The 25,395-nt window shown below is 47.2% G+C and carries 19 protein-coding genes; 7 read left to right on the forward strand and 12 right to left on the reverse strand.

The features are described from left to right. Positions 1-186: 186 nt before the first annotated feature. A complete protein-coding gene (cobJ, locus tag RIG66_RS29030) occupies positions 187-2,094 on the reverse strand; it encodes a precorrin-3B C(17)-methyltransferase (protein WP_446382856.1) in 1,908 nt (635 codons plus the stop codon). Between the two features lie 554 nt (positions 2,095-2,648). On the opposite strand from cobJ, the gene RIG66_RS29035 reads away from it, so the two are divergent. Continuing rightward, complete coding sequence (locus tag RIG66_RS29035) at positions 2,649-6,362, forward strand: nSTAND1 domain-containing NTPase (RefSeq protein ID WP_446382858.1); 3,714 nt, start codon at positions 2,649-2,651, stop codon at positions 6,360-6,362. A gap of 214 nt (positions 6,363-6,576) precedes the next feature. Here the strand turns inward: RIG66_RS29035 and RIG66_RS29040 are convergent, their stop codons facing one another. The 5 genes from RIG66_RS29040 to RIG66_RS29060 form a co-directional block, all read right to left on the reverse strand. Next, entirely contained in the window at positions 6,577-7,779 is a 1,203-nt protein-coding gene (locus tag RIG66_RS29040) for an LL-diaminopimelate aminotransferase (protein WP_446382860.1), read from the reverse strand. Between the two features lie 233 nt (positions 7,780-8,012). Further along, on the reverse strand, positions 8,013-8,336 hold the full coding sequence (trxA, locus tag RIG66_RS29045; RefSeq protein ID WP_446382862.1) for a thioredoxin: 324 nt from the start codon (positions 8,334-8,336) through the stop codon (positions 8,013-8,015). Between the two features lie 125 nt (positions 8,337-8,461). Beyond that, complete coding sequence (locus RIG66_RS29050; RefSeq protein WP_446351031.1) at positions 8,462-9,241, reverse strand: PspA/IM30 family protein; 780 nt, start codon at positions 9,239-9,241, stop codon at positions 8,462-8,464. Between the two features lie 330 nt (positions 9,242-9,571). Continuing rightward, positions 9,572-10,336 (reverse strand): PspA/IM30 family protein, encoded by a 765-nt coding sequence (locus RIG66_RS29055; RefSeq protein ID WP_446382864.1) that lies wholly within the window; start codon positions 10,334-10,336, stop codon positions 9,572-9,574. A gap of 118 nt (positions 10,337-10,454) precedes the next feature. Then, positions 10,455-11,783 (reverse strand): hypothetical protein, encoded by a 1,329-nt coding sequence (locus RIG66_RS29060; protein WP_446382866.1) that lies wholly within the window; start codon positions 11,781-11,783, stop codon positions 10,455-10,457. 157 nt (positions 11,784-11,940) lie between these two features. Here RIG66_RS29060 and RIG66_RS29065 point away from each other — a divergent pair, with 157 nt between their 5' ends. Together RIG66_RS29065 and RIG66_RS29070 are read left to right on the forward strand one after the other, a co-directional pair. Then, positions 11,941-12,483, forward strand: a complete 543-nt coding sequence (locus RIG66_RS29065; protein ID WP_446382868.1) for a DciA family protein — start codon at positions 11,941-11,943, stop codon at positions 12,481-12,483. 317 nt (positions 12,484-12,800) lie between these two features. After that, complete coding sequence (locus tag RIG66_RS29070) at positions 12,801-13,109, forward strand: hypothetical protein (RefSeq protein WP_446382870.1); 309 nt, start codon at positions 12,801-12,803, stop codon at positions 13,107-13,109. A 336-nt stretch (positions 13,110-13,445) separates the two neighbouring features. On the opposite strand, the gene menB is transcribed toward RIG66_RS29070, so the two are convergent. Then, positions 13,446-14,279 (reverse strand): 1,4-dihydroxy-2-naphthoyl-CoA synthase, encoded by an 834-nt coding sequence (menB, locus tag RIG66_RS29075; RefSeq protein ID WP_446371153.1) that lies wholly within the window; start codon positions 14,277-14,279, stop codon positions 13,446-13,448. A 297-nt stretch (positions 14,280-14,576) separates the two neighbouring features. Then, positions 14,577-15,701, reverse strand: a complete 1,125-nt coding sequence (locus tag RIG66_RS29080) for an aldo/keto reductase (RefSeq protein WP_446382872.1) — start codon at positions 15,699-15,701, stop codon at positions 14,577-14,579. 30 nt (positions 15,702-15,731) lie between these two features. On the opposite strand from RIG66_RS29080, the gene RIG66_RS29085 reads away from it, so the two are divergent. The 3 genes from RIG66_RS29085 to RIG66_RS29095 all read left to right on the forward strand — a co-directional run bounded on the left by RIG66_RS29085 (position 15,732) and on the right by RIG66_RS29095 (position 17,930). Beyond that, positions 15,732-16,700: a Rieske 2Fe-2S domain-containing protein gene (locus tag RIG66_RS29085; protein ID WP_446382874.1), complete on the forward strand. Its 969-nt coding sequence runs from the start codon at positions 15,732-15,734 to the stop codon at positions 16,698-16,700. Continuing rightward, entirely contained in the window at positions 16,687-16,812 is a 126-nt protein-coding gene (locus RIG66_RS29090) for a hypothetical protein (protein ID WP_446382876.1), read from the forward strand. Before RIG66_RS29085 ends, RIG66_RS29090 begins: the two co-directional genes overlap by 14 nt. A gap of 134 nt (positions 16,813-16,946) precedes the next feature. Beyond that, positions 16,947-17,930 (forward strand): glycosyltransferase family 2 protein, encoded by a 984-nt coding sequence (locus tag RIG66_RS29095; RefSeq protein ID WP_446382878.1) that lies wholly within the window; start codon positions 16,947-16,949, stop codon positions 17,928-17,930. A gap of 257 nt (positions 17,931-18,187) precedes the next feature. Here the strand turns inward: RIG66_RS29095 and ureC are convergent, their stop codons facing one another. The 4 genes from ureC to RIG66_RS29115 form a co-directional block, all read right to left on the reverse strand. Further along, positions 18,188-19,906, reverse strand: coding sequence for an urease subunit alpha (gene ureC / locus RIG66_RS29100; protein WP_446382880.1), 1,719 nt, complete (start codon positions 19,904-19,906; stop codon positions 18,188-18,190). A 204-nt stretch (positions 19,907-20,110) separates the two neighbouring features. Next, complete coding sequence (locus RIG66_RS29105) at positions 20,111-20,392, reverse strand: DUF1830 domain-containing protein (RefSeq protein ID WP_446382882.1); 282 nt, start codon at positions 20,390-20,392, stop codon at positions 20,111-20,113. 393 nt (positions 20,393-20,785) lie between these two features. Further along, positions 20,786-21,331 carry an NADPH-dependent FMN reductase gene (locus tag RIG66_RS29110; RefSeq protein WP_446382884.1) on the reverse strand — a complete coding sequence of 182 codons (546 nt, stop codon included), beginning with the start codon at positions 21,329-21,331 and terminating at the stop codon, positions 20,786-20,788. A 148-nt stretch (positions 21,332-21,479) separates the two neighbouring features. Continuing rightward, a complete protein-coding gene (locus tag RIG66_RS29115) occupies positions 21,480-22,658 on the reverse strand; it encodes a zinc-dependent alcohol dehydrogenase (protein ID WP_446382886.1) in 1,179 nt (392 codons plus the stop codon). A 557-nt stretch (positions 22,659-23,215) separates the two neighbouring features. Here RIG66_RS29115 and ftsH point away from each other — a divergent pair. Next, positions 23,216-25,243: an ATP-dependent zinc metalloprotease FtsH gene (ftsH, locus tag RIG66_RS29120; RefSeq protein WP_446382888.1), complete on the forward strand. Its 2,028-nt coding sequence runs from the start codon at positions 23,216-23,218 to the stop codon at positions 25,241-25,243. Positions 25,244-25,395 lie beyond the last annotated feature (152 nt).

Genomic DNA, 25,395 nt, shown 5'->3' on the forward strand with positions numbered 1-25,395 from the left:
GGGGAAAACCGTACAGAATTCGGTTCGGTTAAACTAACTTCTAAAAGCCGAAACGCCCTATTTTTCGTTCTCACTCTTCCTTGTCTACTGGTCTACCTGTCTTCCTTGTCTTGCCTAAACCCCCATCTTAAAAAACCTACCCTTGTGAGCCCACTCCCCCTCACTACACCACTTATTCAGCAGACCCTAAGTAGAGTATCCCCGTGGTGTAATCATCCAATCTCCGTGAAGACGGGTACTTTGATTGCCAATGAGTACAGTGGTCAGCATGTCAATGGGAATATCGAGTAATTTGTCAAGTGTGGAAAGGGTGATTTCTTCATCCTCTCGATAAGCCGATCGCACGATCGCGACTGGGGTTTGGGGAGAACGGTATTGAAGTAAGATACGATGGGCGATTGTCAGTTGTTCGATGCGGGTGCGCGATCGCGGATTATATAAAGCAATGACGAAATCGGCTTGGGCGGCAGCATTTAAGCGCTTTTCAATCACCTCCCAAGGCGTCAGCAGGTTACTTAAACTAATCGCACAAAAATCATGCATCAAGGGCGCACCCACGCGAGACGCCGCTGCTTGCAGGGCGGTAATTCCGGGAAAGACTTGTACCCTTGGTGTCTTCCCATCCCAATCTTGGGCTTTTAGTTCCTCCAACACTAATCCCGCCATCCCATAAATCCCACAATCTCCCGATGACACAACCGCCACCGTTAATCCCCACTGGGCTAACTCAATCGCCCGTTGCGCCCGTTGGCGTTCCTGAGTAATTGGCAGAGATTCAATAATTTGTCCGGGATGCAGAATCGGGGAAATTAAATCAATATAGAGAGAATAACCGATTACCGCATCAGCCTGAGAGAGTGCCGTTTTTGCGGCTGGCGTTATTTGGTCTAACTGTCCGGGTCCCATACCCACTAACAACAGTTGTCCAATTCTCCCCGTATACTCTTGTTGTGCTACAGCAATCGCCACCGTCACCGCCCCCGGTTGATCATCCGCCCGCACAATTTGTTTTTTTACCAGTAGGTTCGTAGTCGGCACTAAAGTGCCAGAAGCGCTAAAGCGCTGACTACATAGCAAGGCGGCGGCTTCTGCCACACTAGGACTACCCACTGCCTGATTCACCACCGTTGATGGCGTAGGCACCGTTACCGATCGCAAAATCTCAGCCGGAAAGGTTTGCAGGGGAAAATCATGGGCTTGACAAAATTCCACCAATCCTACTTCATCAGCTTTAATATCAATTGTGGCAATTCCCGCGATCGCACCGACAGCTAGATGATGCCGTTGACAGGTTTGAATTATAGCTGTTTCGATTAATTCTCTAGAGGTTCCCCGTTCACACCCAATCCCCACCCATAATACCCGTGGATGCCATTGCACCTTGGGCAGATCAGAGTCTGGAGAAAAGCGACGCTGAGTAAAACTAATCCAAATTCGGGCATTAATTGATTGGGAATTGGCTGAATTAACATCAACTGTCTCTTCATCAGCATCGAAAACAAAGGGATGTCCTGAGGGGAGATGATTTTGCCACAACGTCGAACCCACCTCTTGCATTACCTCAACCCGTTCACCTTTAGCTACGGCGGCGCTGACACCTGTCCAATCTCCCTCTCCCCGTTGCCAACCAAAGGGAATCCCTAGCATATCGACAGCAGGTAAATTTAACCCTGTAGAACCCCCGGTTAGAATAGGAGTCGCCCCTAGTTGCAAAGCAATCATCCTCGTAAGTTGATCGGCTTTCCCTTGATGTCCACTACATAAACTAATCACAAATTGTCCGCTTTCATCGACAACGACAACCGCTGGATCAGAGGATTTATCCTGTAAAAGTGGGGCAATCAGGCGCACCACCGCCCCCGTTGCTAATCCAAAAATAAAAGCGCGATGATTTTGCCAGAGGGAGGCGATATGGGATTTAAGAGAACCCGGATAGAACGATACTGTGGGAACATTATTCTGTTCAGAGGTATGAAGAGACTCAGGAAGCCACAACGTCGCCCCGGCGGTATGGCACAGAGGCTGTAGGGTTTGGGCGGCGGTAGGAGTGGTTGCGATCGCAACTAGGGGATGAAAGTCTTGAAATAGCAACACAGGTCTTTAGAATATCGATTTAATAATAGCAGTTAGTTGTCACAGAAAGGACGCACATTTATTATCCGTATCAACTTAAGGGTAAAACCCTAACTAATAAGTCTTGTGGTGGGGAGAGGGAACAGGGAACAGGGAACAGGGAACAGTTAGATCCCCCTTCCGTCCCCCTATTAGATCCCCCTCCCGTCCCCCTTCAAAAGGGGGAAGCCAGAGGATGCTTCGCTTTTTGTTCCATGGGGGAAGCCAACGTATGCTTCACGTTTTGTGATGCAAAAAAAACAGAAATTCTTCAAAGTCCCCCTTTTTAAGGGGGATTTAGGGGGATCTAAACGTTGCGTGCTAGTCCAGTTATTGACAAATACAGTAGTTTTCTGAGAGACTTACTTCATAATGGGAAAATGTGTCCGCCTGTAGGGTCGAATTTCATCCCGATTCAACAGAACTTCTTATCCTCTAAGTAACTCCCCGAATTGTCCTGACTAGGAGCAAAATCTCTGAATCAGTTAAATACGCCCGGAAAACGGGATGCTGCTGACAGGGATTGACAACTCCTTATGAATCGACAGGCTTTGATCGTTGGGATTAATACTTACGATACTCAGCACCTGAAAAACTTGACATTACCAGCGAAGGATGCGGATGCGATCGCGCAACTCCTGATTGATCGCGGTAATGTCGAAGTCAGGCGGATTCCGGCTTTTAACACTCCTGTCGATTCAACCACCCCGATTCGAGTTACCCTGACTCAACTTGAAGCCGCACTCGTCCAACTCTTGTTACCCGAAGGAAACACAATTCCCGATACGGTTCTGCTATATTTCTCTGGCTATGGACTCTGCAAAAACCAAGATAGACCAACCAGTTTTTTAGCCACCAGCGATATTAACCCAAATCGCGGTAACTGGGGATTATCTCTGTCATGGCTGCGTGATTTGTTACAACAAAGTCCAGTTCGAGAGCAAATTATTTGGTTAGATTGCTATTGTAACGATGAAGGATTTGACCTCACCCAAGCTGATCCAGGATATCGGGGTCAGGGATACAGTCGTTGTTTTATCGCCACCTGTCAGTCACAAAGGGATGGAGAGAGGGGGAAATGGGGAGACAAAGAACAAACACTACAGCTTAATCGGACTGATGAATCGAATCATTACAGTCAGTTAGCGTCCATTCTATTATTAGGACTCGATTCTAGCAAGCATCCCCCTGGCTGGGTGACGAACTATACCCTGGTAGAATTAATTAATCAATTATCTCCACCCCTGATTTTTGCTAACGCCGGGAAGCCGATTCTGTTAATCCGTACCCGTGAAACTGATCCAGAAACTTTACCCGCTTTACCCCCCAGCGCACCGGAACGGTTTTGTCCTTATAAAGGTTTAGCCTATTTTGACTACAAAAATGAAGACCCCCAGTATTTTTATGGGCGAGAGACGTTAACCGATGAACTCCTAGAACATATCCGCACCAACAATTTCCTGGCGGTAATCGGAACCTGTGGTAGTGGCAAATCTTCGCTAATTCGCGCCGGACTTTTGCATCAGCTTCAACGGGGACAACGCTTATCAGGAACTCAGGAATGGCTAACTTTAATTTTTCAACCCGGTGAACATCCTCTCCAGAATTTAGCCCGATCCTTTATCAATCCCCATAACCCAGAACGCGACTATCAGTTTGCACAAACCATGAAACTGATCCAAATGGGGGCGGTAGGATTAGGCATTGTGGTGCGGACAATGGCTGAAAACCAGCGGTTAGTGCTGGTGGTGGATCAATTTGAACAGGTGTTTACTTGTTGTCAGGATGAAACCGAACGACAACAGTTTTTGGATTGTTTGTTGGGTGGACTAGACCGTACCGATAATCAACTTTGTCTGGTTATCGGGATGCGAACGGATTTTTTAAGTCATTGTGCAAATTATCCCGAATTGGTACAAAAAATTCAGACGCTGATGGTGACGGTAACGCCAATGACTAGGGAGGGATTGAAAATCGCTATTATTAAACCCGCCCAGCAAGTGGGTGTAGAGATTGAGTCAGATTTAGTAACTCAACTCCTCTTAGATTTAGAGGATGCTGCCAGTTTAACCTTACTCCAGTTTATGTTAACTCAACTGTGGCAAAGGCGTCCAGTGGATCGGTTAATGGTAGCTGAATATTATCGGTGGGGTAGGTTGCAAGGAGCAATCGAAAAACACGCCAACCGCGTTTATCAATCGTTGTCGGCTAATGAGCAACAAATTGCCAAAGACATTTTTTTTGCGTTAATTCAGTTCAGTGAAAATGGTCAAGTTACGGAGCAAAAAGTAGACCCGTCTGAGTTAATCCTGAGTTTTCAAGTAAAGCCTAGAAACCGATTCAAATCTGTAGAGACGTGCCAGGGTACGTCTCTTACTATGTCTGGGAACACAGAATCAGGGAAACAAGATGGAAAGGTTAGCGCAGCGGGACACAGGTCGCGAAGGGGCAACACTCAACCCTCAGTCAGGGCGGGTTTTGCACCAAGGTTACTATCAATAGCGAAACGAAAGTTCCTAAACCCGCCCCTACACAATCAAAACGATGCCCTCGAAGATCGTGAAGGGTCAACACTCAACACTTCTTCACCAACAAATGCGGTAAACGATTTTATTGGCGATCGCCATTCCACGAAAGCGGTAACAGCCGTAATGCAAAAATTAATCGATGCTGGCTTAATCGTTACTCACTCCGGAAAATGGAACCAAACCCTGGTAACGATTGCTCACGAAGCGCTAATTCAGCATTGGTCAAAACTTCAGCAATGGGTCGAAGAAAAACGCCACGGAATGAGACTCCAGCGTCACATTGAAGCGGCGGCGATTGAGTGGCAAACTCAAGGAAAACCGAAGCGAATGTTATCGGAGTTAACTTTAACTGAGGCAGAGTATTATCGAGATCATCTCCATTTATCTACGTTAGGACAAGACCTAATTCAGCAGAGTCTCCAGCACAAAGGAACGCGACGAGGTTTAGCTGGGGGAGGATTAATTTTCGCGATCGCGCTATTGAGTCTGACCACGGGGATGGGGATGAGCCGATGGTATAAAACGGCACAAATTGCTCAACGGGAACACTTGTATAAAAATGCCGCTACTGTCCAAAACTTGCTCCCGGTGGAACCGATTAAGGGATTATTACTGGCAATTGAAACAACGGGTCAAAGTTATGCTAAATTTCAGCACGTCGATCAGCGGATTGCGTCTAGTCTTTGGCAGGCAATTGAGGTAGCTAGAGAACGCGATCGCTTAGACCACGAATCAGCAGTTAATGCTGTCGCTTTTCATCCTGATAATCAAATCTTGGTCAGTGGAACGGAGGATGGTTTAGTTCATCTGTGGACGCGACAGGATAATTTAATTCGTCAATCCTTACCCGGACATAAAGATGAGGTGACAGGAGTCGCTTTTAGTCCCCAGGGACAGGTGATTGCTAGTAGTAGCCAGGATGGTAAAATTCGCTTGTGGACGGTTCCCGGTCAACCCCTGGGTCAGCCGTTTTCTGGACAAGATTGGATCACCTCAATAGCTTGGAGTCCAGACGGTCAATTTCTAGTCAGTGGTGGGAAAGATGGAACCGTTCAGGTGTGGAATCGCCAAGGTAATCCCATCGGTCAACCGTTTATGGGACATCAGGGAGTCGTTTTTACGGTGGCGTTTAGTCCGGATGGAGAAACGATTGCTAGTGGGAGTGGGGATGGGACAATTCGCCTGTGGAATCGTCAGGGTCAACTGTTGGGTCAACCATTCCGGGGACATGAGGGTGTGGTGTTTGACCTGGCGTTTAGTCCCAATGGTGAGAGGATTGTCAGTGGGGGACGAGATGGAACGGTACGCTTATGGAATCGTCAAGGTGAGTTAATCGGTGAACCTTGGCGAGGACATCAGGGAGTCGTTTTTGCGGTGGCGTTTAGTCCAGATGGGGAAACGATCGCCAGTGGTAGTGGGAATGGTACAATTCGCTTATGGAATTCTCAGGGTCAGTTACGGGGTAAACCGTTACGGGGACATCAAGGTGCAGTGCGATCGCTGGCGTTTAGTCCGGATGGTGAGAGACTTGCCAGTGGTAGCCAGGATAAAACAGTACGCTTGTGGGATGTGCGGATTTTACCAGAACCACAAGATTGGCAAACTGGGCTGCGGCTGGCGTGCGATCGCCTTGAAAATCACCCCGTTTTTGAACGTCCGCATCCGGAAGTAACCCTATCTCGTGATATTTGTCAAGATCAAGGCTCAAGAACTCGCCGTTAAGTAGGGCTTGCGGCATAAAACCGAAACCTATATCAAGCAATGCTTTGAGCCATATTAACAGTGGATAAAGCAAATGTACCCCAGCTTCCAGACGTGCCATGGCACGTCTCTACATTGGCTTCCCCAGCTTCCCCAGCTTCCCCCGCTCCCCCAGCTCCCCCAGCTTCCCCAGCTTCCCCCGCTCCCCCTCACCATAAAACTTATTCAGCAAACCCTACTTATGCGATCGCAAAAATCCCGCTATTCGCTGCACGGCTGTCTCTAACACGTCAGGTTCATGCACCAAAGCAAAGCGGACATATCCTTCCCCAGCTTTGCCAAAACCTGCCCCTGGTGATGCAGCCACTCCGGTTTCTTCTACTAACTGGCTGCAAAATTGAATCGAATTGTGATCCCAAGGTTGGGGTAATTTTGCCCAAACATACATCGTCGCTTGGGGAAGCGGAACCTGCCAACCGATACGGTTTAACGCTTGCACAAACGCATCCCGCCGTTTCTGAAACGTAGTCACCATCGCTTGCACACTATCTTGATTCCCTTGTAGTGCCGCGATCGCACCGTTTAAAATTCCGCGATACTGGTTAAAATCCACCACCGCCTTGATTTGGCGCAGTGCCTTAATCAGTTGAGCATTGCCAATCGCATACCCAATGCGAAAGCCGCCCATATTATAGGATTTAGAAAAAGTAAAAAATTCAATTGAGATTTCTTTATTGGGGTCAGCTTGTAAAACTGAGGGCGCTAGGGCGTTAAGATTGGCGGGTGCTTTCCCATCTAGGGAAAATACCAAATCAGCATAAGGGAAATCATGAACCATAACCACGTCATGCTGACGACAAAAAGCCACCGCTTTCTGGAAAAACGATAAGGGTGCGATCGCGCTTGTGGGATTATGAGGATAATTCAACACCATCATCCTAGCTTGGGCAAGGACAGAGGCAGGAATTTCTTCAAAAACAGGTAAAAACTGATTTTCTGCCAACAGAGGCATCGGATAGATTTGACCCCCTGCCAAATACACCCCACCGACATGAGACGGATAACCTGGATCAAGCAACAAAGCAAAATCACCGGGGTTGAGAATCGCTAAAGGTAAATGTGCCGTTCCCTCTTGGGAACCAATCAGAGGCAGAACTTCCGTTTCTGGGTCAACCGGAATACCAAATCGTTGAGTATACGCCTTGGCTACAGCCTGACGAAACGCTTGCGTCCCATGAAACAGTAAGTAACCATGAGTGCTAGGGTCATGCAGCGAGGTTTCAATAGCGGCAACGACATGATCCGATGCCGATAAATCAGAGGAACCCAAAGACAGGTCAATAATATCTTGACCCAAGGCTTTAGCTTTTGCCTTTGCCTGATCCATATCGGCAAACACATTGGCTTGCAGGGGTTGTAAACGTTGAGCAAACTGCATGGTTTAGTTAGTTGACTTCGGGAAGCCGAGGTGTAGGGGCGGGTTTGACAGATAACATTTTGCCACAAACCGATAACTAGGCTAAACCCGCCCTTAAATAATTCGTTAGTATTGCCTATTGCCTATTGCCTAGCGCGTAGCGCTGTAATTTGTAATTCAGACGGGGCGGGTTTAGTGACATTTTGGCGGCAAAAAATGATAATGGTGAAACCCGCCCCGACAACCGACAAGACTCAAAGCTGGTTGTCTATCATTTCCTGCAACTTTTGCTTACCAATAGCACCTTCATGGAACTGGGCAACCTCTCCATTTTTAAAGAGTAAGAGTGAGGGGACTCCTTCGACGTGATACTGCTTCACAGTAACGGGATTTGGATCAACTTCCATCTTAGTCACTTTCAGGCGATCGCTATAATTTTCCGCAATCCAATTCACCGAGGGCGAAACCAGGCGGCAAGGTCCACACCAAGTTGCCCAAAGATACACTAGCACTGGCTTGTCGGCTTTTAAAACTTCGGTTTCAAACTCCTGATCGGTAATCTCAAGTACGTTACTCACAACACTCTCCATAAACACAAAAGACTACTTTATTATGCAGAGACGTTGCCAGCAACGTCCCTACACGAGTCGGTAGTCTACCAAAATCTTGGTTTGCCGCCACCTGACGGAGCGACGGCTGATGCTTACAAATTGTCGATTTGCTTTCGCAGTTGTTCCAATTCGTCGTCAACTTCGGATTGGGGGGCAGCACCTGAGTCGGTTTTTTGCTCTGATGTGCCTTCTAAAGCTGGCTGAGAGACAGAACCACCGGATAACTGGGCTTTCATTGCCGTCAACTCATCATCAACATCACTCCCCGATTCTAGGGCAGCAAATTGATTTTCTAAGTCAGCACCACCCAACTCATGAGCCGCTTGGGAACGGGCTTCGAGTTCCATCACTTTGTCTTCCATCCGCTCAAATGCCCCCATTGCCGAGCTAGTTCCCAAACGACCAAGGGTACTTTGTAACTGCTCATTGGCTTTGGCAGAGCTCGCCCGTGCCTTGAGCATATCTTTCTTGGTCTTCGCCTCAGAAATTTTGCTTTCCAAGGCAATTAGGTTACGCTTCAGGGTGTCTACTTGAGCCGTTTGCTGTTCAAGCTGACCTTTGAGTACGGTTGCTGTTTCAGCGACGGATTTTTTGCGCTGGAGTGCTTCCCGGGCTAGGGTTTCATCCCCTTTTTGCAGGGCAAGTTGGGCGCGTTGCTGCCAATTATTGGCTTCGGATTGGTTTTTATTGTATTGTTGCTCAGTACGTTTTTGCGTAGCAATGGATCGGGCAACGGCTTGGCGCAGTTGTACCAGATCTTCTTGCATGTCAATAATGGCTTGCTCCAGAATTTTTTCTGGGTCTTCAGCCTTGCTAACCATATCGTTGAGATTAGCTCTGACAACTCGGCTCAGGCGATCGAATAGTCCCATGACGCTGTTTATCCTCTCGGAATGTACAAACTAAGTATCAAGCAGGCTCTAAGCTTGGGAACCTGCTCAGGGGTCAATTTTGTGGAATAGAGGCTCTCCTGCCTTTTGGAGAAAGCACTGGGTTAATGTAATTGAAACATTCATCAAATTATGGTATTCAGACAGGAGGCTATTTATCTAGTGTAAAAACTTCCAGCTCAATAGTGCTAGGACATCGGTCAAGAAACCCGGTTTCTTTGGGTGAAAGCTTGATATTTCGTTGTCATCCTCACCAGAAACCCAATTTCTCATAATACTTTGGATGTGCCATGGCACGTCTCTGGGCATAAACTAGGATTTATCCAGATCAGAACGCAGTTTTTCCAGTTCTGCCTCGATCTCCGCATTGCCACCTGATCCGGCTTGAGCGGACGGTAATTGTGCCGATTCCGTTGTGCCACCTAGGTTAGCTTTCATCGAGGCTAATTCCGTATCGATGTCACTGCCACTTTCTAGGGCATTAAATTTCTTTTCCAGTTGATCGCCACTAGAGAGTTCCGCGATCGCCTCGGATCGGGCTTCGAGTTCATGTACTCTGTCTTCCATGCGCTCAAAGGCACTCAGAGTCCCGCCTGTGTTGAGATTTCCTAACATCTCGTTAATTTTCTCTGAGGCTTGAGCTGAACGAGCTCTGGCAATATAAAGGTCTTTTTTCGTTTTTGCCTCCGAGATTTTACTCTCTAGAGTCTTCATATCTTTTTTAAGTTTAGTAACAATCTCACGTTGCTGCCCCAGTTGCCCCTGGAGAGCTTGAGCCGTTTGCTGATGAGTTTGTCGTCGAGTTAGGGCTTCTCGTGCCAAATTATCGTCCCCTTTCGACAGTGCCAGTTGAGCGCGGTTGTACCATTCTTGAGCCGTCGATTCAGCTTGGGAGGCTTGGCGTTCTGTACGTTTTTGGGACGCGATCGCTTGAGCGACAGCCTGCCGCATTTGGATTAAATCGTGCTGCATATCGTCCACAGCTTGTTCCAGAATTCTTTCTGGATCTTCGGCTTGTCCAATCAGGCTATTCAGGTTGGCGCGAATCACTCGCCCGATGCGCTCAATCAATCCCATAGCAGCTCTCCATTGTAGTTAGGGGTGGGGAAAACTTTATCACCATGGTATCTCAGGCTTCTTTGTCTGATGTATTCTGTCATTGCCCGTTCCCCGTTCCCGGTTCAGAGTTCCCCAATCAATCAGGTTTATAAATCGATGCAGAAAGTCCTTGTTGTTTAAGCCTCTCGACGAGGGTTTTGGCTTCTGACTCTAGTTTAAAGGCACCCATAGCAATTCTTGTCCCTGCGGGTACGTTGACCACGTAGGCGTCAGGGACAATAGTTTGGGCTGTCTCCAACACACTACTATCGCTAGAGTTAATCAGCACATAATAGAACTCATCACTCAGATTCGAGGGGGCGTTGTTTGGCTTCGGTGCAGCAGAGGTGGATGTATTCGCTTTTTCTGAGGAGTTGTTAGTCGATGATTCCGGTTGAGCGGGTGAGGAATTTGGTGTCACCGATGGCGTCGCCCTTGGAGGTGGTGGGGTAGGAGGAGTTAAAAGGGCTGATGGTAAATTTGAGGCTGGATTCGGTAACTGGGGTAAAGGTAGGACTGAAGCCGTGGGTGGAGCCGCTGCTGGAGGCTGTGAATTGGGGATGGGGGCGATGGGTGAAGCACTTGGACTAGAGGTTGGATTGGCTTTCAGATTAGGGAGTGTATTGATATTAACGTCTGGGAATTCATCATCACTGGCAAGATTAGGTTTATTTACGCCGGGTAATTCATTTTCCCGATTAGCGGTTGTCGCTGTTGAATTCTCAGCCGTTGTGGGTGTCTCAGTTGCTAAGAAGTCAAGTCCTAGGCTAGTCCGAAAAATATAGGTCAATGTCGCACTCGAAACCAGCAAGAGTAAAATCGAACCGACACCGAGGGGAGTGAGGATTCTATTCGTTATGGGTTTTTGGGATTCCTTCGGGGTTTCCTGTTCGGCTAACGTTTGCCGTAATTTTTCTGAGGATTCTAAATAGTCTTCTGGCTGAGACTGATCCGTTGTCGGAACAACTAATTTACCGTCCTCTTCTAGGGATTCCTCTAAGGTGGGGAAGTCAGTAACGCTTTGCTCCTGAGTCTTCACCAAAGGGGCTTCCTGGCTAGGTAGGGGAGGAAACAGGGGTGGAGTAGTTTCAGTTTCTGGGGATTCTCTCTTTTCTGGTGTGGGAGAACCACTCACTGGAGCGGATTGCCGATCAATGTCTCCGGGAGAACTCGTAGAATCGGCGGCTGGGGCGATAGAAATAGGAGACGCTGTTGTCGGCTCAAGCTGATTGACTGCCGATTTCTGTTTGGGGTAACGCCCCGGTAGCTGGGGAGATGTGATACCACGTCCCCGGCGTTGGCGTCGATAGCGGGCTAATTCGGCTTCGAGTTGCACGTCTAGGCTACCTAAAGCCGTCTGCAAAGCAGGGTTAATCGACAGGGGGGAGGAAGGAGTTGATGCTTTAGCTGAGGTTTTTTGGCTCATGAAGGGAACTTCCGTTTAATCCAGCAGGGTTGAGTTAGAGACTCGTTGTGACAACTAAGACAATAGTTAAGGATAGTGTTGGTTTAAGATAGCTGTATAGGGAAGCATAAATACTCATGGTTATCCAAAACTTTGACTTTTTGAACTTAAGTAGGAAATGCTGAAATCTCTTAATCATATAGTAGAAGCACTGGATAATCAGCCGTTTTGGCAAGGTCAACAGCAATTTCAACAGATCCGCGACTGTTGGGCTGAGGTTGTGGGTGAAGATAGGGCGCAGCAAACTAGACCCCATTCACTATCCCGGAATATTCTTTATGTTGCCACGTCAAGTTCGGTTTGGTCTCAAGATCTGACATTAAAACGCCGTTCTATCTTGAAACAGCTTAATGCTCGATTGTCCACGCCGATAGAGACTATCCGTTTTTCGCCCGGATGGTGGTATCAAGAGCAAACCTTACCCCAGACTGAGGAATCGGAACATCCCAGCCTTGTGGATCAACCGGAGGTCTCATCTTCTGCTGATCCCCCTGTGGAACAGCCTACACCCCAAACGGCATTTGAACAGTGGGCGGCGAAAATTAAGGCGCGATCGCAGAACCTACCCCTTTGTCCCCAATGCCATTGTCCGACACCACCAGGAGAACTGAAACGCTGGCACGTTTGTGGCTTGTGTGCGACTAAGCAGTGGCAGGGTTAGCGGTTGCCTTGACCGGGCTTATGAATGCTGACCTGTCAGATCGGTTTAACTTATCATTCTTGTTTGAATGTCTCGCTTAAATTTCGTGTCTAACTATACATTAGGTCTATCCTGTGGGCTTGATCCCCATGAGGTTTCACCAAAAATTAACCATTTTTCTGACCAAGCTTAACTGATTGTTTCGTTTCTTTGCGAAAATGTGTTCATATATAAAGCAATTATAAAGAAAAAATAAAATATCAATAGTTTAAGTAAAAAATAATGGAAATTGAGAAGATATAGGCAGCTAATTAAACGTTCATTTTTTAAGACATCCAATGAAAACCTTCAAATGCTCAACGTCTGCTTGTCAGTTTTGTCGCTATTACCAACTTGAAGGACGGCGCGGCGGTACGTGTCAGCAACTTGGCGTACCCGTTAAAGCCAATTGGAAAGCTTGTTCCTTAGCCCTTCCACCCTTTGCGCCCTCGTGGGAAAGTTTTGAGCAACAATGGCTGGATGATCAACGCCTTTTGAGAGAAGATTTAGCTACAAACTGCTCCCAGAGACATTCCCAGCCGACGCCCTCGACAAAAGTTCAGACATCAAACCCTGAAAACGTGGCAACTAAAGTTGCTCTTGTGTAATTTCCCTTTTATAACACTCGGCTAGAGTATCAGTTGGTTAGAGGTTACTTACAGCCTTCATCAATTGAACCCATTCAGATCAGTGAAGGCATAAAATTCACCCTTGAGTTGTTATGGTTTTAGTGGATTTCCTTTTAATTAATTTTTGATAACCCAATCTTAATCTTTGAGAAAATTTACGTAGGGGCGGGTTTTACCGTTATCGTTTCTGATTCACCCAGATGTGACTAAACCCGCCTTTGTGTAGGGGCGGGTTTCACCATTATCGTTTCTGATTCATCCATAAGTGACTAAACCCGCCCCGACCGAGTGAAAGACCTAACGAACAGTGTCAAACTACGGTAACCAAGGATATTGACGGAAATCAGGAGGGCGCTTTTCCAGGAAGGCTTGTTTCCCTTCTGCCCCCTCCTCCGTCATGTAGTACAGTAACGTGGCATTTCCAGCCAGTTCTTGTAAGCCTGCTTGACCATCACAGTCAGCGTTAAACGCCGCTTTTAAGCAACGGATAGCAATAGGACTTTTTTGTAAAATTTCCCTTGCCCATTGAATCCCCTCCGCTTCCAACTGGTCTACAGGGACAACAGTGTTCACCAAACCCATATCCAGCGCCTCTTGTGCCGTATACTGGCGACAGAGGAACCAAATTTCTCGTGCTTTCTTCTGACCCACGATGCGGGCGAGATAGCTAGCGCCAAACCCACCATCAAAGCTGCCAACTTTTGGACCCGTTTGACCAAAGATGGCGTTATCTGCGGCAATGGTTAGGTCACAGATAACGTGCAACACATGACCGCCGCCAATGGCATACCCAGCGACTAAGGCAATCACGACTTTGGGCATCGAACGAATCAGGCGTTGTAAGTCCAAGACATTTAAGCGAGGAACGCCATCATCGCCAACGTATCCTGCCTTATCCCGGACACTTTGGTCTCCTCCAGAACAGAAGGCATATTTACCATCCGTGTGAGGACTCGCCCCGGTTAATAGGACAACGCCAATTCTCTGGTCTTCGCGGGCGTTACAAAAGGCGTCGTAGAGTTCAAAGACTGTTTTAGGGCGAAAGGCGTTGCGCTTATGGGGGCGATTAATGGTAATTTTGGCGATACCGTCGGCTTTGTGATAAAGAATATCCTCGTAGGTTTTGGCGGTTTGCCAGTCAATTGACATATCGGTATTTCCCTTGGTTATAAAGACTCCAAGTACAACTTTGAGCTTGACTTCCCTATCCTAAGACTCAATGGCACTGAAAAGCGTGCATTTTTGGATCGCCAAAACCCTTGCTATACCGTGGGGTGGGCAATGCCCACCAGCATTAATTCGATACCATTCATCCTCAGACAGTGTAGATATACCGTAGTGGACTGACACAGCTAAAATTGTGGAATAGATTTGACGTTTAAACCGGGCGCACGCCATGCGCCCCTACAATGCTAATCCACCAATTAAGGTGTGCCACGCCACTACCTAACTTGGCATTTCCGCATGGGGTGGAAAGCCATGCTGGATTCTGCCAATATCAGCATCATATTTCTTCGAGGTTTTGAACAGTTCAAAGCGTCCATCCGCCGCATAAACCGCACATTTATCGCGTAGCGCCTGCATCTGTTCGGGGTTCATCGGCTGAAAACCCTGGGCAATGGCTAAGTTTTGACGCAATACATCCAGTGACGGAATCCCGCTAACCGTGGTGGCGACAGGTAAACTCATCGCATAACCCAGCGCTTCCTCAACCGTGAGAATCCCGTTTTTTATCGCTTGACCATTACCACTTAAGCTTTTCATCCCGATGGGCGCAATACCGCGCCGATTTAGTTCCGGCAAAACCTGCTGTTCAAAACTGCTAAACGTGGCGTCAAAACAGTTCAGCGGTAACTGACAAGTGTCGAAGGGGAAATCGTAAGCCAGCATCTTCATGTGAATTGCTGGATTTTTGTGACCCGTGAAGCCCACAAACCGCACTTTACCCTCACGCTTTGCCCGTTCTATGGCTTCAATTGCCCCATTTTGGCGGAAAATTAGTTCTGGGTCGTTATCATAAACGACTTCATGAATTTGCCACAAGTCTAGATAATCGGTTTTCAGTCGCCGCAGTGAGTCTTCCAATTGCTGCATCGCCACACTCGCATCGCGTCCATGGGTGCAGACTTTGGTCATCAGAAAAACTTGATCACGCCGCCCAACCAGGGCTTTGCCCATCAATTCTTCGCTGCGATGGTTATTATATTCCCAGGCATTATCCATAAACGTGATTCCCGCGTCAACGGCTTCTTGGACAATGCGGATTGCTTCCTCCTGACTCGACGCATTACCTAAATGAGCGCCACCTAAGCCAATGGCTGAGACGTCTACGCCAGTGCGCCCCAAGGGACGACGGGGGATTTCTCCAGGGTTGAGGGTTGTCATACTATTTATATCTCCTGCAAAGGGCGTTTTTTGCAGCGGTGCGGCTGCAACAGGTTGGTTGACGGGTTGCAAAATTAAGTCAGATAGGGCGATTCCTGCACCGAGGACACCACATCGTTTGATAAACTGCCTGCGTTTGGGGTTGAGTGGGGAGTTATCACTGGCGGCTTTATCGTTATCGGTCATCAACTTTTATCCGTTTACCATACTCTAAGTATGTTCAAAGACTCTGTTTTGCTCAACGACTGGCAGGTTATTGGGGCGGCTGATAACGTTGCTGTCGGTACGGTGCAGTCTATACGGTTGCTGGAACATGATTTAGTGATGTGGCATGATGGCGAAGATTTCGCGGTTGGTCAAGATCAGTGTCCGCACCGAGGGGCGGCTTTATCACGAGGAGTTGTTCGCTCAGGTAATTTGATCTGTCCTTATCACGGCTTGGCGTATAACCGCCAGGGAAACTGCATTCGCATTCCTGCTCATCCTCACCTGACACCACCAGCAAGTGCTAGTTTGAGGACTTATCCGATTGTTAAATGTTATGGCTTAATTTGGACATCTCTGGGTCAACCCAAGCAGACAGTTCCTTGTTTCCCAGAGTGGGATGACCCCAGTTATCGTAAAATTCTCTGTGGTGCGTATTATTATCGCGCTAGCGGTTTTCGCGCCTTGGAAAATTTTCTGGATTTGGCTCATTTTCCCTTTGTCCATGAGGGATTACTGGGAGACGTGTGTCAAAGTGCGATCGCGGACTATCACGTCCAATCTACCCCAGATGAAATTATGATTAATAATATCCGCGTCTGGCAACCTGACCCCGATGGTACGGGTGAAGGCAACTACGTAACCTATACTTATCGAATTTTGCGTCCGCTAACGGCTCATTTTATCAAAGCATCAACTCAAGGGAACTTGGCTATTTTTTTTACCGTCACGCCAGTCACGGAAACCGAATGTCTGGGCTGGATGGGGTTAGCGATGAATTATGGGTTTGATGTTCCTGAAGCCGAATTAAAGGCGTTTCAAGATAAACTTGTAGCTCAAGATATTCCCATTGTTGAGTCACAACGTCCTCAATTATTGCCTTTAGATGTACAACGGGAGTGTCATTTCCCTAGTGATAAAGCATCCCTAGCTTACCGTCGCTGGCTGAAACAAAAGGGGGTGACATTTGGCACGATATGAAGTAATACGTCAAAAGTCAATTGTAGGGGCGGGTTTAGCCAAAATTGTCGGCGTGGGTTTAGGGACAATTGTAGGGGCGGGTTTAGGGACTCAATTAGATGGTCACCGATAAATGAACAACAAAACTTGCCCTTCCCACCACTAACTGATAACTGAATTAAACAGCAAAACCCGCCCTTCCCACCACTAACGGAACAACAAAACCCGCTCTGATTCATAATCAATAAGTCCTAAGTTTACCCCTGAATGAAGAACAAAAATTCATCTCTAATACCCCATCCCTTATCCTTATTTTTCAGCGTTGTTATTCCAACGTACAATCGTCTACCCATTCTCCAAAAGTGCCTAAAAGCCTTAGAAAATCAACATCTCAGGGACAATACTGTTGTCGCTGGCTATGAAGTCGTCGTCGTGGATGATGGCTCAACAGATGGCACACTAGAGTGGCTGGACTCTCATCGTCATGAACTGTCCAAAGTGCGATCGCTCTCTCAAGATCACCTGGGTCCAGCCGCCGCCCGAAATCTAGGCGTTGAGCAGGCTAAAGGCGATACAATTATCTTTATTGATAGCGATTTAGTCGTCACCGAGAATTTCCTCCAAGCCCATGCTGATGCACTGGTTCAGGGACAACAGCAGTTAGGGAGCGATCGCGTCTTTACTTATGGCTGGGTAATTAATACCAACAATTTCGATAATCCCAGTTCAGAACCCTACAAGATAACGGATTTCTCCGCCGCCTATTTTGCTACTGGAAATGTGGCGATCGCGCGGAAGTGGTTGGAGAAAGCGGGACTGTTTGACACGCGCTTTCAACTCTATGGTTGGGAAGACTTAGAACTGGGTGTTCGCCTCAAACAATTAGGCTTAAAACTGATTAAATGTCCGGCTGCTGTCGGCTATCATTGGCATCCTCCCTTTAATTTAGACCAAATTCCCTCCATGATTGACAGAGAAATTCAACGGGGACGCATGGGAGTATTATTTTATCAAAAACATCCCACTTGGGACGTGCGGATGATGATTCAGATGACATGGTTGCACCGGATACTCTGGGGAGTTCTTTCCGTGGGTGGCAGATTAAATGAACGAACCATGGCATCCTTTTTGCAATATTTGATTAATCGCGGAAAGCCGCAGTTAGCCTTAGAAATTGCCCGAATTTTCCTGAACTGGTACAACGTGCAGGGAGTTTATGCGGCTTATGCGGATATGGAAAAAAAGCGGTAAAACAAAAGAAAGAGTGTATTTAAGGTATGAGTCAATAGCCGGGAAATAAATTTCCGGCTAATAGCTAAAGTAAGCTAAAGCTTACTGATAGCAAATCCCAGTTAATTACCCTTTTATAATTCTTTTTAAGTAGGTTAGTGTAAATAAACTTAACTAGATTAAGTTATGTAAACAAGCCTTAAACCCTTACTGTTCCCTGTTCCCTGTTCCCTGTTCCCTAATCTCCACCGCTAACTTTAATTGTGTCCACCTACTTATTAAAATAAAAAGTAACGCTGTGCCATGGGTAAAGTTGTAGCTGGTTCGCAAATTAACAATTCTCCATCTGCCCTAACTTGATAGGTTTCTGGGTCAACTTCCATCTCCGGTAATGCATCATTTAATTTCATATCTCGCTTACTCACTTGCCGCGTATTGGACACCGCAACCGCAGGTTTTTGTAACTTCAATTGTGTAGCAATATCTCGGTCTAATGCCGCTTGAGATACAAAGGTTAACGACGTAGCCGCGATCGCACCGCCAAAACTGCCAAACATGGGACGGCTGTGAATCGGTTGGGGTGTGGGTATACTGGCATTGGCATCCCCCATCTGTGACCAAGCGATCGCACCGCCTTTGATCACAATCTCCGGTTTCACGCCAAAAAAGGCAGGTTTCCATAAACACAAGTCTGCCAATTTTCCTGCCTCAACTGAACCCACATAGTCAGCAATACCATGGGTAATGGCAGGGTTAATCGTGTACTTTGCTACATACCGCTTTGCCCGGAAGTTATCATGATCCACCGTTTCCCCAGAGGATGAAGATAAAACGCCCCGCTGCACTTTCATCTTGTGCGCCGTTTGCCAGGTGCGAATAATCACTTCCCCGACTCGCCCCATCGCCTGGGAATCGGAGGCAATCATACTAAATGCGCCTAAATCGTGCAAAATATCCTCAGCCGCGATCGTTTCCCGGCGAATCCGGGATTCGGCAAAGGCGACATCTTCTGGAATCCCTCGATCTAAGTGATGACATACCATCAACATATCCAGATGTTCTTCCAGGGTATTCATCGTGTAGGGGCGAGTGGGATTCGTGGATGAGGGCAAAACATTGGCTTGCCCACAAACCTTGATAATATCAGGGGCATGACCCCCGCCTGCACCTTCGGTATGGTAGGTATGGATGGCGCGGTTTTTGAATGCCGCGATCGTGTTTTCGACAAATCCGGCTTCGTTGAGGGTGTCGGTATGGATGGCGACTTGGATATCATAGTCATCCGCGACGCTGAGACAGGTGTCTATTGTGGCTGGCGTAGTTCCCCAATCTTCGTGTAACTTTAACCCCATTGCCCCCGCTAACACTTGTTCTACAAGTCCTTGGGGTTGACTACTATTGCCTTTACCCAGAAATCCCAAGTTTACCGGAAACGCATCGGCGGCTTGCAGCATCCGATAAATATTCCAAGGACCCGGTGTGCAAGTCGTGGCGTTTGTCCCTGTGGCGGGTCCTGTACCGCCGCCTAACATCGTGGTAATCCCGGATGCGATCGCCACTTCAATTTGTTGGGGACAGATAAAGTGAATATGGGAATCAATCCCCCCAGCGGTGAGAATCATCCCTTCCCCCGCTACGGCTTCCGTCCCCGGACCAATAATAATATCGACGTTATCTTGAATATAGGGATTTCCGGCTTTGCCAATTTGGAAAATCTTACCGTCTTTAATCCCAATATCGGCTTTGACAATTCCCCACCAATCCAAAATCAGGGCATTGGTAATCACCAGATCCACCGCACCATCGGCATTAGATATCGGAGATTGTCCCATTCCATCTCGAATGACTTTACCGCCACCAAATTTGACTTCATCCCCATACGTGGTGAAATCTCGTTCCACTTCAATGAATAATTCGGTATCAGCAAGACGGATGCGATCGCCTACAGTCGGACCATAAGTTTCAGCGTAAGCGCGGCGATCCATTCGGTAACTCATCGCGGTTTCTCTGGCAGATGCTATGGGGCGGATTAATTATACGGCATCTCGGCGCGATCGCACGTCCCCACAAGCGCAAAAAAAGAGGAGGAAACCGATCTCCCTCCCCATTCTTTATCAATTGTGGCAACGTGAGTTTCAAACAATGTTAAGTTTTGTTTGAAAACCTGCACCGATGTGCCAAATTAATGCTATTTCTTATTCTTAAGCTGATAACCGAGGCTGATCAACTTCAACCTGTAACTGGCGACAGGGAATTTTCTCAATCTTGATCGCTTGACCCAGATAAGTTGATAAAACTTCGAGTTGAGCATCCAATGCTGCTTCAAACAACAGGCGATCGCCAGGAAAAACAACACGCTCAAAACTGTAAGCTTTAGGGTTACCAATCCGAATCACTTGCAGTGAGCTAGTCGTGTTGGCATAGCTACAAAGACGTTGAGCAGAAGCACTCGTCGGTTGTGAAGGAATGGCTGATATCATCATGGGTCTTAGGTATTCTTGAGTAACAAAGCGAAGGTGATTGACTCCCTCTGTTTTAATTTTTACAAATAAGAGTTTAAGTTTACTAAAAATAATTGTTAAATTTATACTAAATTTTATATTTGTTGACAAAATGAAATATAAGAGGTATTGACATTTAACATGTCAATACACTAGAGGTGGCGATGAATAAGCGGTTTAACATTGAACCTCCCTCATTAAGATTTAGCAACAGGGAAGCAGTAATGAGAAACAGACAACACGCCATGGAAACGCCTCTTACATTTAGCTATTGTTTTGTAACAAACTTATACAGTTTTTTCTAAAAAATCAGATGGCGTTGATCGGCTACGAACATAAAACTAGAAAGATTTAGGCTGAAGCAACTTAGACTCGTTACAACACTCCTCGCAGCTTACGAGAATGCTCAACTAAACTCTCCGCAAACTGATCTAAACGCTTCGAGAGTTTTTCATCTAAAAGCTTGCCATCCTCCCCAAACGCTTGCCACGCTCGACCAAAAGCGATTTGCTCAGGAATCACCCAACCATGAACCCAACGGATAATCAGCCGGAGTTCATTGAGGGCATTACTGTTAGCTTGACCGCCTAACACGCTCAGCAGCCCTGTAACTTTACCCGATAAATGGTCAAATGTCATCAAATCCAGGGCATTTTTGAGTACCCCACTCACGCCCCCATGATATTCCGGTGTAACCAAAATTAAGCCATCGGCTTCCTGTACCGTTTCCCGTAACCGGACGACATCGGGATAACCGGGATAGTCATCGCTACCAATACAAAAGGGTAACTGCATCTGTCGCAGGTCAAGGATTTCTGTGGATGCGCCCAAGGCTTGCACACGCTGGATGGCTAAGGTTAAGGCTTGATAGCTATAGGATTTAGCTCGCAGGCTACCACTAATGCCAACAATTTTTACCATGTTTCGCCGATTTATATCCTCTCACCTACAAAATACCTTAACTGGCTCAACCAGTGTAACGGAAAATCCGATCCAACCGAAAGTAAGATCGCTCGATGAATGAAGAATCACCGCCCTAAAAGTACGGTGAGTGTCAAAAGCCTATATTTTAATCAACCTGACCTGGCTTGAGTATAACTTTGATACAGTTGTCCTGCTTGTGTTTGAAAATTTCATAGCCGTGCGGTGCTTGCTCTAGTGGCAGACGATGGGTAATCACGAACGATGGATCGATATTGCCATTTTGGACGCGATCAAGTAGTGGGCGCAAGTACCGATGAACGTGGGTTTGTCCGGTTTTCATGGTTAAGCCTTTGTTCATGAAAGCACCCATTGGTATCTTGTCAACAAAGCCAGTGTAAACACCAGGAACTGATACCGTACCACCTTTGCGACAAGCAACGATCGCCTGACGCAGCACATGGGGGCGATCAGTCTCTAGACCTACTGTTTGCTTGGCTTTGTCATAGAAGCCTTCCAAACCCATACCGTGTGCTTCCATTCCCACCGCATCCATTACTGAGTCAGGACCACGCCCCCCGGTCATCTCATTGAGGGCTTCACCCACCTCAACTTCCTCAAAGTTGAGGATTTCTGCCCCACCCTCTTTTGCCATCTGGAGACGTTCGGGAACGCGATCAATTGCAATAACGCGCCCAGCACCCAGCATAAAGGCGCTTCTAATCGCAAATTGCCCAACCGGACCGCAGCCCCAAATCGCGACTGTATCTTCAGGCTGAATGTTGCAGTTTTCCGCTGCCATGTATCCAGTAGGGAAGATATCGGTCAGAAACACGACTTGTTCATCGGTGAGTCCGTCCGGAATCTTGAACAAACCAACATCAGCAAAGGGAACACGAGCATATTCCGCCTGACCTCCGGCGTAGCCCCCTGTCAGATGAGAGTAGCCGAAAAGACCTGATGGGGAATGACCCATCATCTGTTCTGCCATCCAAGCGTTGGGGTTAGAGTTATCGCACAGCGACCATAAATCCCGTTGGCAGAAGAAACACGATCCGCAGGAAATGGTAAAGGGGACAACTACGCGATCGCCTATGTTTACATTCTTGACAGCACTGCCCAACTCGACGACTTCCCCCATAAATTCATGACCCAAGATGTCGCCCGATTTCATTGTGGGGTTGTAGCCGTCATAAAGATGTAAATCAGAACCGCAAATCGCCGTTGTCGTGATTTTAACAATCGCATCACGCGGATTAAGGATTTTTGGATCGGGTACGGTTTTGACTTCTACCTTTTTGGCATCTTGCCAGCAGACTGCTTTCATTTTTTTTATTATTATACTAAGACTACTCAAGTGTGTTTTGAGCTTTTCTGCCCTAAAGCTATTCTAAAGATTGAGAAGTTTCCTTTCCTCTGCCTAATGAAGTAGGATATTTCCTCTACGGATCTATCCAAGGGATGACCCCGCACTAAACCTAAGCGTGAAATTGATTATGTTAGTATCTATTGACTGCAAAAGGACAACCTATTTATTTTTAGATAAAATCTAGAGGGTTAACGCTAATACCTAAAAATATCAATTTATTAATATTTTTGATTTAATTAAAGCTCAAAAATTCATTCCAAACCCTATTGCTTATTGGTGTAATAAAATAATATTTATACTCTCTTGCCAACATAAAATAAGTAAAAAAACAAATGAGTCAGACACTTCGTTTATGCCATGCTGCTGTTCCTTCGCTCTTCTCAGGAGGTCAGACGTAGGGAACCTATCGCCGGATCAGCTAAACTAGAGATTGGGAAGCAGTTGAAAGTGCCACTTCACGCCTTGGCAGCATAACGCTGCGAGTTAATAGACAGGACCAACAAGGGAAATTTTGGATGAACAACAGTTCCTGGATGAGATCATGGATGGGACAAGAACCGCGTAGAGGTTCAACGGGTAAGCCAAAGCCACCAAAGGTTAAAGTCCGTTATTGGTGGCGTATGGTAACCAGCTTAGTGATCGTTCAAGGTGTGATGTTGGGTGTCCCTGCCCAAGCGCAACAGACGGAGCAAAAGCCATCGTTAAGCTATGGGCAGTTTTTGCAGAAAATTGATGCCTGCACGCCACCCCCCTCATCCCCCGACGAAGAGAACCAACCCAATCAGACCCCGAAAACGGATTGTGATATCGAAAAAGTTGAACTTGACCCCGCCCGTAATGTTGCCAGAGTCTACTTAGCGGGACAGGAAGACGCCGAACCGCCCCAAGAAATCATGCTACTGGAGCAAAATGGCGAACTGATTGGGAAACTGCGAAACACCAATATTCCCTTGGATGTGACGCCAACCACGAATAATTCCGCCGCTTTAGGGCTGGTGATGCAGTTATTTTTGCTCTTACTCTTGCTCGCCGGACTGATGATGATTCTGCGCCGCTCGGCGAGTAGTTCAGGTCAAGCGTTAAACTTTGGCAAATCCCGCGCTCGCTTTCAGATGGAAGCGAAAACAGGGATACAGTTTGGTGATGTGGCAGGGATTGAAGAAGCCAAAGAAGAATTACAAGAAGTCGTCACATTTCTCAAACAACCGGAACGATTTACCGCCATTGGTGCGCGTATTCCCAAAGGGGTTCTGTTAGTTGGTCCTCCGGGTACAGGAAAAACCATGCTGGCAAAAGCGATCGCGGGAGAAGCGGGGGTTCCGTTCTTTAGTATCTCTGGCAGTGAGTTTGTGGAGATGTTCGTCGGAGTGGGTGCCTCGCGAGTGCGGGATTTATTCAAAAAAGCCAAAGAAAATGCTCCCTGTTTAATCTTCATCGACGAAATCGACGCCGTTGGCAGACAACGGGGTGCGGGTATCGGTGGAGGTAACGATGAGCGAGAGCAAACCCTCAACCAGTTACTCACAGAAATGGATGGGTTTGAGGGAAATACGGGAATTATCATCATTGCAGCGACCAACCGTCCCGATGTTTTAGATTCCGCCCTGCTCAGACCTGGGCGATTTGATCGCCATGTTATGGTAGATCTCCCTACCTATAATGGACGGCTGGGGATCTTGGATGTCCATAGTCGGAATAAGAAATTAGCACCAGAGATATCCTTAGAAGCGATCGCCCGACGCACTCCGGGATTTTCGGGCGCGGATTTGGCGAACCTGCTCAACGAGGCGGCGATCCTCACCGCCCGACGGCGCAAAGAGGCAATTACCCCCCTAGAAATTGATGATGCCATCGATCGCGTCAGTATTGGTCTGCAAATGACACCGCTTCTGGATAGTAAGAAAAAGCGATTAATTGCTTACCATGAAGTCGGACATGCCCTGCTGATGACCATCCTGAAAAATTCTGATCCCTTAAACAAGGTGACAATTTTGCCCCGTTCCGGTGGCGTGGGTGGGTTTGCTCAACCCCTACCCAATGAAGAATTCATGGATATCAGTCGCTCCACTGATCTGGGGGATTTGTACTTGCCTCGGACGTGGCTCATTGATCAGATTACCATTGCTTTAGGGGGTCGGGCGTCGGAAGAAGAAGTATTTGGTCATAGTGAAGTGACCATTGGTGCCGCTAGTGATATTAAGAAAGTGGCAGAACTGGCGCGTGAGATGGTGACTCGCTATGGGATGTCTGATTTAGGTCCGGTTGCTTTGGAACGCCCGGATAGCGAAGTGTTTCTCGGCGGCGGTTGGACTCAGCGGTCGGACTATTCCGAAGAAGTTGCCGCTAAAATCGATCATCGGGTTCAAGCGATCGCGATGCGATGCTATGAGGAAGCTCGTCAGCTAATTCGCGACAATCGACCGTTGATTGATCGCTTAGTAGACCTTTTGTTGGAGCAGGAAACCATTGAAGGGGAGCAATTTCGACAAATTGTTGCCGAACACACCCAACTGCCAGAAAAACAAATGGCGGTGATACATTAGGAAGGCAAAAAGGAAAGCAGAAGGCAGAAGGCTGTAAGGTTTATGTCATCTGCTTTTTCGTCTATTGTTAACGGGTGAATTATGTTCGCTGTGTTGCCCATTGAACGGGTTAAATCGACTCGTTGACGCTATTTCTCAGATAATACCTGAAT

The organism is Coleofasciculus sp. E2-BRE-01, from assembly GCF_040221695.1.
Lineage (GTDB): Bacteria > Cyanobacteriota > Cyanobacteriia > Cyanobacteriales > Coleofasciculaceae > Coleofasciculus.